The 16,739-nt window shown below is 55.3% G+C and carries 14 protein-coding genes and 1 other annotated feature (1 of these 15 running past the window's edge); of the genes, 7 read left to right on the top strand and 7 right to left on the bottom strand.

Annotation, left to right across the window (positions count from 1 at the left end):
- Nucleotides 1–35: 35 nt before the first annotated feature.
- The 4 genes from urtA to atzF are packed head-to-tail and all read right to left on the bottom strand — an operon-like array spanning nt 36 to nt 7,457.
- A complete protein-coding gene (gene urtA, locus LK04_RS15885) occupies nt 36–1,304 on the bottom strand; it encodes an urea ABC transporter substrate-binding protein (RefSeq protein WP_039329495.1) in 1,269 nt (422 codons plus the stop codon).
- Between the two features lie 28 nt (nt 1,305–1,332).
- Nucleotides 1,333–2,031, bottom strand: a complete 699-nt coding sequence (locus LK04_RS15880) for a GntR family transcriptional regulator (RefSeq protein WP_039329493.1) — start codon at nt 2,029–2,031, stop codon at nt 1,333–1,335.
- A gap of 9 nt (nt 2,032–2,040) precedes the next feature.
- A complete protein-coding gene (gene uca, locus LK04_RS15875) occupies nt 2,041–5,658 on the bottom strand; it encodes an urea carboxylase (RefSeq protein ID WP_039329491.1) in 3,618 nt (1,205 codons plus the stop codon).
- 2 nt (nt 5,659–5,660) lie between these two features.
- Entirely contained in the window at nt 5,661–7,457 is a 1,797-nt protein-coding gene (gene atzF / locus LK04_RS15870; RefSeq protein WP_039329489.1) for an allophanate hydrolase, read from the bottom strand.
- A 277-nt stretch (nt 7,458–7,734) separates the two neighbouring features.
- Between atzF and LK04_RS20575 the strand changes: the two genes are divergently transcribed.
- The 3 genes from LK04_RS20575 to trpR all read left to right on the top strand — a co-directional run bounded on the left by LK04_RS20575 (nt 7,735) and on the right by trpR (nt 11,455).
- Nucleotides 7,735–9,107, top strand: a protein-coding gene (locus LK04_RS20575) for an IS3 family transposase (RefSeq protein WP_102136018.1) whose coding sequence is annotated in 2 segments (ribosomal slippage) — nt 7,735–8,236 and nt 8,236–9,107 — 1,374 coding nt in all. Because the reading frame shifts where the segments join, the coding sequence is not laid out codon by codon here.
- 60 nt (nt 9,108–9,167) lie between these two features.
- A complete protein-coding gene (gene sltY / locus LK04_RS15855) occupies nt 9,168–11,087 on the top strand; it encodes a murein transglycosylase (protein WP_039329486.1) in 1,920 nt (639 codons plus the stop codon).
- 44 nt (nt 11,088–11,131) lie between these two features.
- Entirely contained in the window at nt 11,132–11,455 is a 324-nt protein-coding gene (trpR, locus tag LK04_RS15850) for a trp operon repressor (protein WP_039329485.1), read from the top strand.
- Nucleotide 11,456: 1 nt separating this feature from the next.
- Here trpR and yjjX read toward each other — a convergent pair whose 3' ends face one another.
- Nucleotides 11,457–11,975: an inosine/xanthosine triphosphatase gene (gene yjjX, locus LK04_RS15845; RefSeq protein WP_039329483.1), complete on the bottom strand. Its 519-nt coding sequence runs from the start codon at nt 11,973–11,975 to the stop codon at nt 11,457–11,459.
- Between the two features lie 51 nt (nt 11,976–12,026).
- On the opposite strand from yjjX, the gene gpmB reads away from it, so the two are divergent.
- The gene (gpmB, locus tag LK04_RS15840) at nt 12,027–12,674 is read left to right on the top strand and encodes a 2,3-diphosphoglycerate-dependent phosphoglycerate mutase GpmB (RefSeq protein WP_039329482.1); all 648 of its coding nucleotides are present in this window, start codon (nt 12,027–12,029) and stop codon (nt 12,672–12,674) included.
- A 132-nt stretch (nt 12,675–12,806) separates the two neighbouring features.
- On the opposite strand, the gene robA is transcribed toward gpmB, so the two are convergent.
- The gene (gene robA / locus LK04_RS15835) at nt 12,807–13,688 is read right to left on the bottom strand and encodes an MDR efflux pump AcrAB transcriptional activator RobA (protein ID WP_039329480.1); all 882 of its coding nucleotides are present in this window, start codon (nt 13,686–13,688) and stop codon (nt 12,807–12,809) included.
- A gap of 194 nt (nt 13,689–13,882) precedes the next feature.
- On the opposite strand from robA, the gene creA reads away from it, so the two are divergent.
- Nucleotides 13,883–14,356: a protein CreA gene (gene creA / locus LK04_RS15830; RefSeq protein WP_039329478.1), complete on the top strand. Its 474-nt coding sequence runs from the start codon at nt 13,883–13,885 to the stop codon at nt 14,354–14,356.
- A gap of 48 nt (nt 14,357–14,404) precedes the next feature.
- Here the strand turns inward: creA and arcA are convergent, their stop codons facing one another.
- Complete coding sequence (arcA, locus tag LK04_RS15825; protein WP_039329476.1) at nt 14,405–15,121, bottom strand: two-component system response regulator ArcA; 717 nt, start codon at nt 15,119–15,121, stop codon at nt 14,405–14,407.
- Between the two features lie 608 nt (nt 15,122–15,729).
- Here arcA and LK04_RS15820 point away from each other — a divergent pair.
- Together LK04_RS15820 and thrL are read left to right on the top strand one after the other, a co-directional pair.
- A complete protein-coding gene (locus LK04_RS15820; RefSeq protein WP_039329474.1) occupies nt 15,730–16,419 on the top strand; it encodes a tRNA/rRNA methyltransferase in 690 nt (229 codons plus the stop codon).
- 202 nt (nt 16,420–16,621) lie between these two features.
- The gene (gene thrL / locus LK04_RS20805; RefSeq protein ID WP_128601299.1) at nt 16,622–16,693 is read left to right on the top strand and encodes a thr operon leader peptide; all 72 of its coding nucleotides are present in this window, start codon (nt 16,622–16,624) and stop codon (nt 16,691–16,693) included.
- Nucleotides 16,629–16,739, top strand: a sequence feature (Thr leader region); it runs 12 nt beyond the window's last position. (Overlaps the previous gene by 65 nt.)

The raw sequence follows: 16,739 nt of genomic DNA, 5'->3' as shown, positions 1-16,739 counted from the left end.
ATAATCCAGGGTCGCCATTGATGGCGACCACCCACTTACTGCGTCGATTTCACCGGATAGTCAGGCTTCTTATCGTTACCCGCGATGTACGGGCTCCACGGCTGTGCACGTACCGTCTTATCGGTCTGCCACACCACGTTGAATTGGCCGTTCTCTTCCACTTCGCCAATCATCACCGGTTTATGCAGGTGGTGGTTGGTTTTATCCATGGTCAGGGTGAAACCGTCTGGTGCTTTAAAGGTCTGTCCTGCCATCGCTGCGCGCACTTTGTCGACATCGGTCGTACCCGCTTTCTCCACCGCCTGTGCCCACATGTGAATGCCGACATAGGTCGCTTCCATTGGGTCATTGGTCACGACCGTGTTGGCGTTCGGCAGGTTGTGTGCTTTCGCGTAGGCGCGGTAATCCGCAACAAACTTGGCATTGGTTGGGTTATCAACGGATTCAAAGTAGTTCCACGCCGCCAACTGACCGACCAGCGGTTTGGTGTCGATACCACGCAGCTCCTCTTCACCGACAGAGAAAGCAATCACCGGAATGTCCGTCGCTTTGATGCCCTGGTTCGCCAGCTCTTTGTAGAACGGCACGTTAGAGTCACCGTTGATGGTGGAGATCACCGCGGTTTTGCCACCAGCGGAGAATTTCTTGATGTTGGACACGATGGTCTGATAGTCGCTGTAACCAAACGGCGTATAGACCTCTTCGATGTCTTTATCCTGAATACCTTTGCTGTGCAGGAAGGCGCGCAGGATTTTGTTGGTGGTGCGTGGGTAGACGTAATCGGTACCGAGCAGGAAGAAGCGTTTCGCGCTGCCACCGTCTTCGCTCATCAGGTATTCCACCGCCGGGATCGCCTGCTGGTTCGGTGCCGCGCCGGTGTAGAACACGTTCGGTGACATCTCTTCACCTTCATACTGCACCGGGTAGAACAGCAAGCCGTTCAGCTCTTCAAACACCGGCAGCACTGACTTGCGTGATACCGAGGTCCAGCAGCCGAAGACCGCCGCGACTTTATCTTGCGTCAGCAGTTGGCGTGCTTTCTCGGCAAACAGCGGCCAGTTTGAGGCGGGATCCACCACCACCGGCTCCAGCTTTTTGCCCAGCACACCGCCTTTGGCGTTGATCTCATCGATGGTCATTAACGCCACGTCTTTCAGCGGTGTCTCCGAGATCGCCATGGTGCCGGAGAGTGAAGACATGATGCCGACTTTGATGGTGTCAGCGGCTTGGGCACCAAAGGTAAAGCCCAAACTGGCCACGGTGGCGGAGAGCGCAAAAGCTTTAAGCAACGAACGTCTTTTCATCGTTAACCCTCTAAATGTGTTAGTGTTTTTATTCAATGGGTTGAAGCCGGGCCTGCTGTAACATATGCAATGTGATCTTTCTGACCTCTGCCTTACTGACGGCGATGTGGTCGGTTAAAATGCGCTGTGCCTCCTCGGTTTGTTGCTGGAAAATCGCCCGTAAAATCTGGGCATGTTCACGGTAAGTCGCGTCTACCCGGTCATCTCGCGTGAAGTCGAGGCGGCGGATAATGCGAATTTTTTCGGTCAACTCGGCGTGGATGCGCGCCATTTCCTGATTACCGGCCGCCGCCACCAGCGCCATATGAAAGGCTTCGTCATGCGCCGATACAGCCTTGCCGTCCTCCAGACGTGGTGCATCAATCCAGAAGCTTTTCAAAGTGGTGAGGACTTCAGCACAGGCCAGCGGCGGCAGTGCACACAAACGGCGCACCGCTTCGCGCTCCAGCACGGTACGGAAGTCGTACAGTTCTTCGAAATATTCGAAATCGAACGGCTTCACCTGCCAGCCGCTGCGGAACCACACTTCGACATAGCCCTCGCGCTCCAGCCAGAACAGCGCCTGACGCACTGGCGTACGGCTGACCTCCAGCCGTTCGGCGATTTCGTTTTCACTGAAGCGGTCTCCAGGCATTAAACGGAACTCAAATATGTCCTGTTTCAGTGCCTGGTAGACCTTCTCCGCCAGCGCTTCTGGACGGCCTTTGCTGCGTGGGCTTGGGTTCATGTCAGCTCCTTATTCCAGCCACAGCAGGGTGTCGCCCGGGCTCACCGGACGTCCTGCCTGGCAGGCAATGCGTTTCACCGTGCCGGCTTGCGGCGCGACAATCGCCAGTTCCATTTTCATCGCTTCGACAATAATGATGGTCTGACCGGCTTCGACCGCGTCACCCGGCTGCACCAGCACTTTCCAGATGTTGCCGTTCATGTCGGCGCACACCGCCAGCGCATCGTCATCGGCTTCGGGTGCAATCAGTGTCTCTTCACTGGTGAGTGGCGCGTTCTGCTCTTCCTGCGCCCACAGCGTCACTTCCTGCTCAAAGGCCGCTGACTGGCGCTGCCGGAAGGCAGCAATCGAATCCGCGTTATCGTTCAGGAACTGCTGATGGGCCGCGAAATCAAACAGAGTCTCTTCGATGCGTACCGTCGCACGGCCTTCACGGAAGTCATCGCGCAGTTGGGTTAACTCATCTTCAGTGACCGGATAGAAGCGCACCTGATCGAAGAAGTGCAGTAGCCATGGCTCATCCGCCGCGAACTGATCGTTCTTGAGGAATTTGTTCCAGATCGGCAGCGTGCGGCCCACCAGCTGATAACCGCCGGGGGAGTCCATGCCGTAGATGCACATGTACATGCCGCCAATGCCCACCGTGCCTTCGGCAGTGAAGGTACGCGCCGGGCTGTATTTAGAGCTGAGCAGGCGATGGCGCGGATCGATCGGCACCGCACAAGGCGCGCCCAGGTACACATCCCCCAGACCCAGAATCAGATAGCTGGCGTCAAAGATCGTGTCACGTACCGTTTCGCGACTCTCCAGGCCGTTAATGCGCTGGATAAAATCAACGTTGTTTGGCAGCCATGGCGCAGTGGCACGGACGGTTTCTTTGTAGCGTTCCACAGCACCGAGTGTGGCGCTGTCTTCGAAAGCCATTGGCATCCAGACGATACGTGACGGCACTTTTAGCTGGCTCACATCGCCCAGTCCGGCTTCCAGCTCCAGCAGCAGGTTCATCAGCTGTTTCTGGCTGAGGATCAGGCTGTCATAGCGCACCTGCAGTGAACGCACGCCGGGTGAAAGCTCCTCGACACCGGGAACGGCGCGCTCGCGCAGAGCGTTCATCAGCAGATGCACGCGCAGGCGCAGCGCCAGATCCAGTACGTTGTCGCCATATTCAATCAGCACATATTTGTCGCCCGCCTGGCGATAAACCGCCGTTGGCGTGGTTTCTGTCGCTGGGAGTGCTGCCAGCAAGGTCGCGGAGCCGAATTCAGTGACCGCTAAGGAAGGCACGTCAAAGGTGGTCGCATGATGGCTGCGCAGCGTCTCAACGCTCTGCGCTTGCGCTTTTTCCAGCGCGACCGCTTCATCCGCACTGATTGGATGGAAGCGAATGGTGTCGCCCGGTTTGACCTGGCCGACTTTCCACAATTCCGCTTTTGCGATAGTCACAGGACAGACAAACCCGCCGAGGCTTGGGCCGTCATGGGTCAGGATCACCGGGAAGTCACCAGTGAAGTTCACCGCGCCAATTGCGTATTCGCAGTCATGGACGTTGGAAGGGTGCAGCCCAGCTTCACCGCCGTTGGCGCGGGTCCAGGTCGGTTTTGGCCCCACCAGACGCACGCCTAAACGGTTGGAGTTGTAATGCACCTGCCAGTCGCTGGCAAAGAACTCGTCGATGGCGGCTTGGGTGAAGAAATCCGGCGCGCCATGCGGCCCGTAGAGTACGCCGATACGCCACTCGGTGCCGTAATGCGGCACCAAGGCATGATCGAGTGCTTGCGGTTCGCTGACCGGCGCAGGCGTGGTGCAAGCCGCCAGCAACGGCTGGGAGATGGGCAGCATATCGGCCACGCGCAAAGTGCGTCCGGCATGCCCGCCAAACTGGCCGAGTGAGAAGGTAGAACGGCTGCCGAGGTACTCTGGCACGTCAAAGCCGTTGCGCACCGCAAGATAGGTGCGGCAGCCGCTCTGCGCGCGACCCAAAGTCAGCACCTGGCCCGCTTTGACCTGAATCGGATGCCAGTAGGTCAGGCTCTCGCCATCCAGTTCCGCCGGGCAATCTGCACCGGTCAGGGCAATCACCGCATCGCTGTGGAAGCGCAGTGTCGGCCCTTGCAGGGTAAATTCCAGTCCCGCGGCGCTATCGTGGTTGCCGACGATGCGGTTAGCCAGGCGGAATGCAAAGTCATCCATCGGGCCAGAAGGCGGTACGCCGATATCCCAATAGCCGAGACGGCCAGGAAAATCCTGGATGCTGCTGAAGGTGCCCGGCTGCAGCACTTCAATCACGCTGGCAGATGGCGTGAAGCTGTCGAGGAAGCGCGTCCACACCTTGCCGCTCTGGAAGGCTTCAGTGGCGATGATTTGGCGCAGGTAATCAAGGTTGGTCGCAATGCCGTGCAACTGCGTGGCATCCAGCGCCTGTTGCATCTTCGCCAGAGCCGCTTCTCGGGTATCCGCCTGCACGATAAGTTTGGCCACCATGGGATCGTAAAACGCGGATACCTCAGTACCGGTATCGATCCAGCCATCCACGCGCACATCGTCCGGGAAGGAGACGCCGGTCAGCACACCAGGGCTTGGCTGGAAGTTCTTCAGCGGATCTTCGGCGTAGATACGCACTTCAATCGAGGCACCCTGTGGCGCCTGTTGCAGGCGTGCCCAGTCGATGGCATCGCCCGCTGCGACCATCAGCATGCATTCGACCAGATCGAGTCCGGTGACACATTCGGTGACCGGATGCTCCACCTGCAAACGGGTATTCACTTCGAGGAAGTAGAAGGCGTCTTTTTCGGCATCATAGATATATTCCACCGTACCCGCGCTGCGGTAGCTCACCAGCTCACCAAGGCGCACCGCTGAGGCCAGCAACGCTTCACGTGTGGCCTGCGGAAGATTCGGTGCTGGGGTCTCTTCCACCACTTTCTGGTTACGGCGTTGCAGCGAGCAGTCGCGCTCGCCCAATGCGATCACCTTACCGCTGCCATCACCAAAGATCTGGACCTCGACGTGGCGTGCGCGGTCGATAAAGCGCTCAAGGAACACGCCGGCATCACTAAAGAACTGTTCGCCGAGGCGACGCACACTTTCCCACGCATTGCGCAGCGCTTCGGCGTCATCACAGCGGGTTAAACCAATGCCGCCGCCGCCCGCCGTGCTTTTCAACATCACCGGATAACCAATGTTTTCCGCCGCGCTGAGTGCTTCCTCCAGCGAGTTCAATAACGGTGTGCCCGGTGTCATCGGTACGCCGGCATTGGCAGCCAGTTCACGTGCACGGTGTTTCAGACCAAACTCACCAATCTGATGCGCCGTAGGGCCGACAAAGGCGATACCGGCCTCTTCACAAGCGGCGGCAAACGGCAGGCTTTCAGAGAGGAAACCGTAACCTGGCCAGATGGCTTCTGCGCCGGTCTCTTTGGCCGCCGCCAGAATTTTATCGATGCGTAAATAGCTGTCGCTGGCCTTATCACCGCCCAGCGCAATCGCCACGTCGGCTTCTTTAACGTGGCGCGCATTGCGATCGGCATCTGAATACACTGCAACGCTCTTCACGCCGAGGCGCTTGAGGGTACGAATGGCACGGCAGGCGATCTCGCCACGGTTGGCAATCAGTACGGTGCTGAACATGTTTATTTACTCCCCTGGGAGGCCAGCCAGTTACGCCAGCCGCCGAATTCAGTGATTTCCAGCGCCTGTGCCAGCACCGCCGGTTCGCAGATAAAGCCTTTCACCGTGCGGCCATCAGCCAGCGTCAGTGAGCCGATGCCGAGCGGGGCCGGGATTTCTGCCACAAACTCACCAAAGCGCGCCAGCGGGATATCCCACAGCTCAACGGTAATCGCTGCACCGCTGTCGCCGCGCAATAGGCCAGGCTTCTTAATCGGGCCATCGAGCAGGGCAAACAGGCGATAGTTGCTGGCGGTTTGCGTCTCTTCCACTAACACCGCATGGCGGGTGGTGAGCTGGAAATTGAGCGGCATGCCAGTGAGATGCGCACCGACCACCGCCACGCGCACGTGATCGGCTGAGACTGGTAAGGATGAGTGCTGAGCAGGTTGTGGTTTGCCGGTGGCACCCAGCGTCAACGCCATCTGCTGCTGCCAATGCATGCCAAAGCCCGCCAGTGCGCGATCCTGCCAGGCGGGAGCAATCAAGGTGATGCCAGCAGGCAAACCATCGGCACGGAACGGGCCGGGCAGGGCCAGGGCACTGAGATCGGCGAGGTTGGTGAAGTTGGTGTAGGTGCCGAACTGCGAGTTGTAGTGCACCGGCTCCTGTTTCATCTCTTCCAGCGTATGGATGGTGGGGGAGGTTGGCACCACCAGCGCATCAAACTGCGCCAGCGTTTGCTGGATTTGGCGCGTCAGTTCGGCGCGCAGATATTCGGCCTGATAGGCTTCGACCGCGGTGTATTTCAGGCCGCTGCTGACAATGCCATACACCACCGGATCCATCTCTTCCGGGCGGTTGATCATCTCACCCACCGCGACGGTACGCTCGGCGACCCACGGGCCGTAGTAGAGCTGCTCCGCTAACTGGTGGAATGGCGTGAAATCAATGGCGTGCAAAGTGGCGCCAGTCGCTTGCAACTGCGCAAGGGCGCTATCCCAGGCCGCTTCAGCCTGTTTATCGCCAAAGAACTCTGGCGAAGCGGGAATAGCAAAATCTGGCTGCGCTTTGAAGCTGGCGGGCGCGGTATGCGGGTTGCTGCGCGAATAAGCATCCCCGGCATCGTAGCCACCTGCGGCGGTGGCGACAGCGAAGGCATCTTCTACCGTTAATGCAAAAACGGAAATGGTATCGTTCAGGCGGCAGGCGGGCACCACGCCGCTGGCAGAGAACCAGCCTTTGGTGGGCTTGAGCCCGACAATGTTATTAAAACCAGCCGGTACGCGGCCCGATCCGGCGGTGTCTGTGCCAAGTGAAAAGCCGACCAGACCGCGTGCCAGCACCGACGCCGAACCCGAACTTGATCCGCCACTGACATATTCTGGATTAAATGTGTTGCTCACCGCGCCATACGGGGAACGAGTGCCCACTAAACCTGTCGCATATTGGTCGAGGTTAGTTTTACCGATAACCACCGCACCTGCGGCTTTTAACTGTGCGACAACAAAGGCATCGGCTTCGGCGGTGTAAGTAAAGGCTGGGCAGGCCGCGCTGGTGGGCCAGCCAGCGACATCAATATTGTCTTTCACGGCAAAGGGCACGCCAAACAAAGGCAGCGCCGCAGGATTACGCAGGTAGCTGGCCAGTAGCGGCTCGATTTGTGCCTGCAATTGCGCCGGCGTGGCAAGGTAAAGCCACGCGTTATCCTGCTGGTCGAGAGCGTCGAGGTGCGCGGCCAACAGTGAGGTAATGCTCTGCGGGTCCTGCTGGTAGCGGTGTTGCCAATCCTGAAGCGTGTAGCCGAAGGTTGATGCCATGAGTGAATTCCAACTGGTATACAAGATGGAATTCAATAGAGCAAAGCGCGTGCCATTTTTATAACATGATGATTTTTAATAATTAATTCACGTGTAATAAGTTTTTGTGATGAAAGATTGCACAATCAAAGCGCAGAAGTTGTGCGATCGCGGTGCGCCTGCGTAAATTTTGTGAAGAACATGGCAAGAGTGGATGGGCTTAGTTAGCATGAAGGGGGTCTGATATTGGACTGAACCCATAATGTTGGACTGTAAAACGACATAATGGGGATAAATCATGAAGCCCAAATATTCCACTCAATTCAAGTTAAAGGTCGTGCGTTACTTTCTCGACGGTCATGCCGGTCAGGGCGGGACAGCACAACATTTCGGGGTTTCGAGGACGCATGCTATCCGCTGGATACAGCTTTATCTTCACCACGGTGAGGAAGCACTGCGTCCCCGTTCCCGCTCCCGCTCTCAGATGTATTCACCGGAGTTCAAACGAGAGGTTGTCACCTATGCCATCAACCATCCTGAGACATCGGCAAGGCTCGCGGCCCGATTTGGTATTGCTTCCCATACCACTGTTGATAACTGGCTCAAACGGTTCAGACTAAAGGGGTACAGTGCCTTTTGTCCGACACAACCGGAGCGGAGCGTATCTATGCCAGTTAATCCAGACAAGCCTCGTAAAGCAGATGATAAAACGCCTGAAGAACTGCTGAAGGAGCTCGAATATCTCCGGGCGGAAAATGACTATCTGAAGACGCTGCAGGGGATACTCCTTGAAAAAAAGCGGCTGGAGTCGCTGAAAAAGCAGCGGCGGTAAACCTGTTGCGTACGCAACATCGCCTGCCGGTGCTGCTGAAAGCGGCTCAACTGGCCCGGAGCACCTTCTTTTATCATCTGGCTCGCCTTCAGATACCGGATAAATATGCTGAGGTTAAGGTGCTGATGCTCCGGTTGTTCAGTGAACACAGAAGCCTGTATGGCTACCGGCGGCTTAACGAGCTTCTCAGACAATGTGGCTACAGTCACAGTGGTAAAACTATCCTTAAGCTGATGAAAGCTCTGTCGCTGGAGTGTCCGGTAAGGCGGAAGAAATATTGTTCCTACCGGGGAGGCGTGAATCCGACAGTGGCTAACCTGCTACAAAGAAACTTCGTTGCTTCAGCGCCTGAAGAGAAATGGGTAACAGACGTGACGGAGTTCCGAGTGGGAGAGGATAAATATTACCTGTCAGCCATAATGGACCTGTACAACGATGAAATCGTGGCCTGGGAAGGCTCACAGAAGGCAACGGCATCATTGATAGATGGCATGCTGAAAAAGGCGTTCAGTCACCTGAGTAGCCTGAGCCGCGTGTTGTTGCACAGTGATCAGGGGTGGCATTACCAGCGGCCATATTACCGGCGTCAACTCGCAGAGAGAGGAATACAGCAAAGTATGTCCAGGAAAGGCAACTGTCTGGACAATGCGATGATAGAGAACTTCTTTGGGCATCTTAAAACAGAGATGTTTTATCTGAAGACGTTCCGAAGTGTGAGCGAACTGAGTGCTGCGATCGGTGAGTACATAGACTTCTGGAACGACAAGCGGATAAAGATGGGACTGGGCGGACTGAGTCCGGTGGAGTACCGGACTCATAATCAAATTAAGCTGACTTAAAGAGTCCAGGTTAAGGGGTTCAGTTCATATGAGCTGGACCGCAGCAGAGAGGAGAGCAGAGTGGAGAAGTGGCGTAACTGGATGATAGGAATCTGCCTGGTCAGCACGGCCAGCAGCGTGTGGGCCGACTCGCTGGATCAGCAACGGCAGCGCTATGCACAGATCAAACAGGCTTGGGATAACAATCAAATGGACCAGGTCTCGCAGCTGATGCCCACGCTGCAGGACTATCCGCTCTATCCTTATTTACAGTACCGTCTGCTGGCGCAGGACCTGGATCAGGAAACGCCGCTGGCAGTGAAGAATTTTATTCAGCAATATCCAACGTTGCCGCCCGCGCGTTCGCTCTCTACTCGCTTTGTGAACGTGCTGGCGCATCGTCAGGACTGGCAGGGCGTGCTGAGCTTCAGCCCGGATGAGCCGAAACCCGTACAGGCGCGCTGCAACTGGTATTACGCCAAATGGGCGACCGGCCAGCAGCAGGCGGCATTTGATGGTGCTAAAGCTATCTGGCTGCGCGGTTCAGCGCTGCCGAACGACTGCGACCAGCTGTTCTCCGTATGGCAAGCTTCTGGACAACTGTCGCCGATCACCATCCTCGAACGCATCCGTCTGGCGATGAAAGCGGGTAACGACAGTCTGGTTAACTACCTCGCTAAAATGTTGCCTGCGGATTACCAGACCACTGCCAGCGCCTTGATTGCGCTGCAGCAGAACCCGCAGACCGTCACCACCTTTGCCAGCAGTCTCGGTCCTACTGATTTCACGCGCATGGCCACCAGTTATGCCTTCGCCCGCGTAGCGCGTGAAGATATGGATAATGCCCGCATGATGATCCCGCAGTTGGTGCAGGCGCAGAAAATGGGCCCCGCGGAAGAGCAGGATCTGAAAGAAACGGTGGTGTGGCGCATGATGGGCGCGGATCTCACCTCGGAACAGGCGCGCTGGCGCGATGCGGTAGTGATGAACAGCGAATCCACCGCACTTATCGAGCGCCGGGTACGTCTGGCGCTGAGCCAGAACGATCGCCGTGGGCTGAATACCTGGATCGCCCGTTTGCCGGTGGAAGCCAAAGAGAAAGACGAGTGGCAATACTGGCAGGCTGATTTACTGATCTCCCAAGGACGTAAAGAAGAAGCCGATGAGATTCTGCGTAAACTAATGCAGGCGCGTGGTTTCTACCCGATGGTGGCGGCGCAGCGTCTGGGCGTGGAATACCCGTTACAGGTTGACCAGGCACCGGCTGCTGACAGTTCAGTGGTGCAGGGGCCAGAACTGGCGCGGGTGCGAGAGCTGATGTACTGGGGGCTGGATAATCTGGCGCGCAGCGAGTGGGCCAATCTCATCTCCAGTAAAACGCATGTGCAGCAGCAGATGCTGGCGCGTTATGCCAATGAGCAGGACTGGTGGGATCTTAGCGTGCAGGCCACGATTACCGCGAAAATGTGGGACAGCCTGAAAGAGCGTTTCCCGCTGGCGTGGCGCAATCTGTATCAGCAATACACCAGCGACAAAGGCATTCCGCAGAGCTATGCCATGGCGATCTCTCGCCAGGAAAGCGCCTGGAATCCGAAAGCGCGCTCGCCGGTCGGGGCCAGCGGTCTGATGCAGGTGATGCCGGGCACGGCGACGCACACGGTGAAGATGTATAACATTCCTGGCTACGTAAACAGCAGCCAGTTGCTGGATCCACAAACCAATATCCAGATTGGCACGCAGTATCTGGAGTATGTCTATCAGCAGTTCGACCAGAACCGTATCTTCTCTTCGGCCGCGTACAATGCCGGACCGGGACGCGTGCGTAGCTGGTTGAACAACAGCGGCGGCAAACTGGATGCGGTGGCCTTTATCGAAACCATCCCATTCTCGGAAACGCGCGGCTATGTGAAAAACGTGCTGGCGTATGATGCCTACTACCGTTACTTCATGGGCAAGCCGGATAAGATTCTCGCCGATGGTGAGTGGAATCGCCGTTACTAGCTGTGCTATGCTTCCGTACTCGTCAATGAGTACGGAAGCCCTTCATGAGCCAACCCCTTTCATCCCAGCCGGATTCGGCTCAGCCTGTTGAAGATAACTGGCTGCGTTTTATTGATTTGATGCAAAACGCCTTTGCTGACGGCGTCTCCTTGCCTTTACTGCACTTGATGATGACACCCGACGAACGCGAAGCCTACGGCACCCGCCTGCGTATTATTGAAGAGTTGATGAACGGTGAAATGAGTCAGCGTGAGTTGAAACATGAGCTTGGCGTGGGGATCGCCACCATCACGCGTGGCTCCAACAGCCTGAAAGAGGCGCCTCCCGAGCTGAAACGCTGGTTGGAAGCGCGTTTAGGACGTCGTTAACTTATTGAGTGTATAGCGGATGAGTGAACGGACAGAGTGCCAGAATCAACGCCTGATGGTAGACGCTGGAACGACTTAACAAACCGTGCGTGAAGGCGCCAATCGCGCCGCCTTTCTGCTTGATATTGTCCACCCCGGTCAGACGCGCCATTTCATCCCCTAATTCGTGCCCATCGGCTAAACCCGCTAACACAATCGGCGGCAAGGTGAAGCTGGCAGAGCGTGATTCTCCGCGCTGCTGGGCGTTTTCAATCACCATCCAGGCAAAGGCGCAATCGCCTTCGATACCGGCTTCAATCGCTACCCAATAGTCAGACTGCGGGCGCAGTTGACGCGCGTTCGCCAAGCGGGTACGTGCGCCAGTTCGCGTTTCGACATCACTCAGCGGCTGAGCGGCAACGCCACTCTCGACCTCGACCCCTTCAATGTGGCAGGATCCTTCGCCAAAGACGTCGTTGAACGCCTGAGCAATCGCGCGAATTTTTGCCGGGTTGATGGTGGCTGCGACAACGTGGTACATAATTGTTTGAACCCTCAAGGCAAATTTGTCGCAGTATAACGGAAATTAAGCATGCTACAGGTCTATCTTGTTCGTCACGGCGAAACGGTATGGAATGCGGCCCGACGCATTCAAGGGCAGTCCGACAGTCCGCTGACGGAAAAAGGTGAGCAACAGGCCCAACAAGTGGGCGAACGCGTGAAATCGCTGGGCATTACTCACGTGATTGCCAGCGATTTAGGGCGTACGCGCCGCACGGCAGAGATTATCGCCGATGCGTGTGGCGTCACGGTGTCAGTTGATGCTCGCTTGCGCGAACTGAATATGGGTTGCCTGGAACAGCGCCCACTCGACGGTCTGACGCCGGAAGAGGAGAGCTGGCGTAAAACGCTGGTCGATGGCACGGAAGGCGGTCGTATTCCGGGTGGTGAATCGATGCTGGAGATGGCTACGCGCATGCATGAAGCGCTGAACGCGTTGCTGGAACTGCCCGCAGGCAGCCGCCCGTTAATTGTCAGCCACGGTATGGCATTGGGTGTATTGGTCAGCACGCTGCTGGGATTACCGGCGCATGCTGAACGTCGTCTGCGCTTGCGCAACTGCTCTATCTCACGCGTGGATCACCAACAAAGCGCGTGGCTGGCAGCAGGATGGGTGGTAGAAACAGCAGGCGATGTGTCGCACCTGGATGCGCCTGCGCTGGATGAGTTACAGCGTTAATTGTCATTCGATTCCGGTGCGCATAAATGCGCACTCTGCGAAAATCGCACCGGACATTGTAGGGTCGTCATTTATGGCGACCGCAAGTTATCGAGTCAAAAAAAATGCCGTCATCATGACGGCATTTTCATATCAGCGACTCGCTTGTGGGCGAATAGGAATCAGATATTCGCAACGGATCTCCGTTGGCGGCTCGCTGCGTTTCTTGCCACCGTGTGTGAAGAAGCGTTCGATATCCTGGCCCTGACGGCGCACCAGTCCGAGTGTTGGCATACAGGTGCCGTACAGCAGCAGGATGAACTCCTGCAGTGCGCTACGTGGACCGTTATAGGTAAACTGCACGTAATCACCGGCTTCCAGAATTACGCTCTGATTCGACTGCATACTCAACGCCTGTTGATCGGCAGGCACCGCCGTGGTGTAGAGAATTTCCTGCTCATCATCTTTTTCATGGCTGGCGCGTACCTGATGCAGGCCGTACAACACCGGCGGTACAGTGTCGGTTTCCAGCAAGAACTGCTTCCAAAAGTGAATGCGCATCTCGTCACGGTAGCTGGAAATTTGTTCCAGCGTACAGGTATAACTTTGCGTTTGTCCGACCAACACGGTTTCCGGCAGCGTGACAAAACTCGCTTCAGGCATGTGGTGATCATCAAGACGAATCGGCGGGCGAATGCCGAAGGAGTTCCACTCCGATGAACGACGATACCAGGCAGGCGTTTGATTGAACTGTTTTTTAAACGCACGGGTAAAGGTTTGCTGCGAATCGAAGCGATATTGCAGAGCGATGTCGAGGATCGGGCGACTGGTCAGGCGCAGGGCCACAGCGGCTTTCGACAGACGACGCGCGCGGATGTAAGCACCGATGGCGTGGCTTGTCACTTCCTTAAACATACGCTGTAGGTGCCACTTGGAGTAGCCCGCTTTCAACGCAACATTATCGAGTGAAAGGGGTTGATCCAGATGGCTCTCCAGCCAGACAAGCAAATCGCGAATGATACCGGCTTGGTCCATAAAACATCCTCATAACTCTCTGGTGGCGCAACTATGAAGTCGTCGAATAATAGCACGAAATGCACAAAGGCGTGGGGGCGGTTTGTCAATCGGCTGTGCTAAATCAATGCGGGTTACAACCCGTTTAGGTTTGGTTCCGGGTTCGATTGACAGTACATTACAGTCTCATCTATTCGATTGCCAATGGTAACTCAATGACAATAACTCGCTTTCTTATAATCACGCTTGCAACTTGTGTGTTCAGCGCGGGCGTCCAGGCCGAAGAGATCGGCTCAGTTGACACGGTATTCAAGATGTTTGGCCCCGATCATAAGATCGTGGTGGAAGCCTTCGATGACCCCGATGTAAAAAATGTAACCTGTTATATCAGCCGGGCAAAAACCGGTGGGATCAAGGGCGGATTGGGTCTGGCAGAAGACACTTCCGACGCGGCCATCTCATGTCAGCAGGTTGGGCCCGTAGAGCTTAGCGATAAAATCGCACAAGGCAAGGCGCAGGGTGAAGTGGTATTCCAAAAACGCACTTCTTTGGTGTTTAAGAAACTACAGGTGGTGCGCTTCTTTGACCAGAAACGCCATGCGCTGATCTATCTAAGCTATTCCGATAAGGTGGTTGAGGGCTCGCCGAAGAATGCATTGAGCGCCGTGCCGATTATGCCGTGGAAATAAGGTATAAAAAAACGCCCTGTTGGGCGTTTTTCTTTTACCGCAGCAAACTTAATCCTGCAATTCGCCGCAGAAGCGGTAACCTTCACCGTGAATAGTGGCGATGATTTCTGGCGTGTCCGGCGTAGATTCAAAATGCTTACGGATGCGGCGGATGGTGACATCCACCGTGCGGTCATGCGGCTTCAGCTCGCGGCCGGTCATCTTCTTCAGCAGGTCACCACGGGTTTGAATTTTGCCCGGGTTTTCGCAGAAGTGCAGCATGGCGCGGAATTCACTGCGAGGCAGTTTGTATTGTTCGCCATTCGGGCTGACCAGTGAGCGGCTATTGATATCCAGCTCCCAGCCGTTAAAGCGATAACTTTCCACCGTGCGGCGCTCTTCGCTCGGCATCGCCAGATTCATGGTACGCGACAGCAAGTTGCGCGCACGAATCGTCAGTTCGCGCGGGTTGAACGGCTTAGTGATGTAATCATCGGCGCCAATTTCCAGGCCGAGGATTTTATCCACTTCGTTATCACGGCCTGTCAGGAACATCAGCGCAACGTTTGCTTGTTCACGCAGCTCGCGCGCCAGCAGCAAACCGTTTTTACCTGGGAGGTTGATGTCCATAATCACCAGATTGACGTCATTTTCCGTCAGAACCTGGTGCATCTCAGCACCATCGGTGGCTTCATAGACCACGTAACCTTCCGCTTCAAAAATACTTTTGAGGGTGTTACGCGTGACCAGTTCGTCTTCAACGATAAGAATGTGCGGGGTCTGCATGTTTCGCTACCTAAAATTTGCCAACAAATCGAAAACAGGGCGTACCGGGTTGCGCACACTGTTCACCTGAACAGAATATCTTTCGCAACCGGTGTACGAAATAATCTTCGGAATACACCATCCATCAACGTCAACTTCAGTGTTAGCTCAGCCAGTCAGGATGAATATTTGCGTGCCCCGTGGGTATCGGACTGGCGCTTATCCTAACCGTATTAACAGCAACCTAACAGCACCAACAACAACCGATAAGCATAAAAACAACGCTTCGTTGACTTATATCAAATGCAAGTGTAGCACGTTAACACTTTTATGAAAAACTTCTCCAGGAATGCAAGCTTAGCTCACAAAAAGCAGCATTTTTGCTACATTTTGGCTGCATAACATTAAAACTAAAACCTGCAGGAAATAATATTTCAATAATATGAAAAACAATGATTTTATATTAATTAAACGTAGAAATTTCGCTTATATGCCACGTATTCTTCTCCCCATGGCTTTTATCCTCTTTTAACATCCTTAACATCTTATTTTCTCTCACCCGTGTGGTTGGTATTTTTGCCACTGCATGCCAACATAGGGCGAGTTGTTAACAGTTCGATGGAAAAATCATGCATTTCCCCCTGATCCTTGTCTCACCCGCCCGTCCAGAGAATATCGGCGCGGCAGCCCGCGCCATGAAAACCATGGGCTTTAGCGAATTGCGCATTGTGGCCAGCGATGCCTGGCAAGATCCCGCCGCGCGCCGTGTGGCGCACGGTGCCGGTGAGATCCTTGATAACGTTAAAACCTACGGCACCTTGAGTGAAGCGCTGGCAGACGTGGATTTCTCTGTCGCCACCACTGCACGCAGCCGCGCGAAGTTCCGCTACTACGCGACGCCAACCCAGGTAGAAACCATCCTGCAGGAGAAGCGCCAATGGCTGAGTCGCATCGCGCTGGTGTTTGGTCGTGAAGACAGCGGGTTAACCAATGAAGAGCTGGAGCAGGTCGATCTGCTGACCGGTATTCCGATGGCCAATGATTATCCCTCGCTCAATCTCGGCCAGGCGGTGATGGTGTACTGCTATCAGTTATCTGCGCTCAATCAGGTTGCGGTTGAACGCAATGAAGCGGCAAATGAACATCAGTTGCAGGCTTTACGTGAACGCTTCCATCAACTGCTGGTGAAGCTGGAGGTGAGTGACGATGCGAAAATGGCGGACTGGATCGATCAACGTATCGGCTTACTGGAACAGCGTGATAGCGCCATGCTGCATCGGTTGCTGCATGATGTAGAAAAAAAACTTATAGATAAATAATCGGTGAATATGCGGGTTCTTAGTGACAGATCGGGAAACCAGGCGATCTGTTGAACGATCCCAATATGATTTGCGCGCAGAAACCGAACTCTGCGCAGCAGCCGTAAAATCGCGGCTAAGACAAATTCGTTGACTTAACGTGCGCTTTGCTTTACTTCTGGAAGGCAGACGGACAAGACAAAGACAGACAGAAAAAATCTCAATGCGTAATCACAGCCTGAACACCACAATTATTATTACCACCACCATTACCACAGGTAACGGTGCGGGCTGACGCATACAGGAAAAACAAAGAAAAAAGCCCGCACCTAAACAGTGCG

The sequence above is a fragment of the Pantoea vagans genome, from assembly GCF_001506165.1.
In the GTDB taxonomy this organism is placed as follows: domain Bacteria; phylum Pseudomonadota; class Gammaproteobacteria; order Enterobacterales; family Enterobacteriaceae; genus Pantoea; species Pantoea vagans_C.
This window is presented reverse-complemented; position numbering and strand designations above follow the sequence as displayed.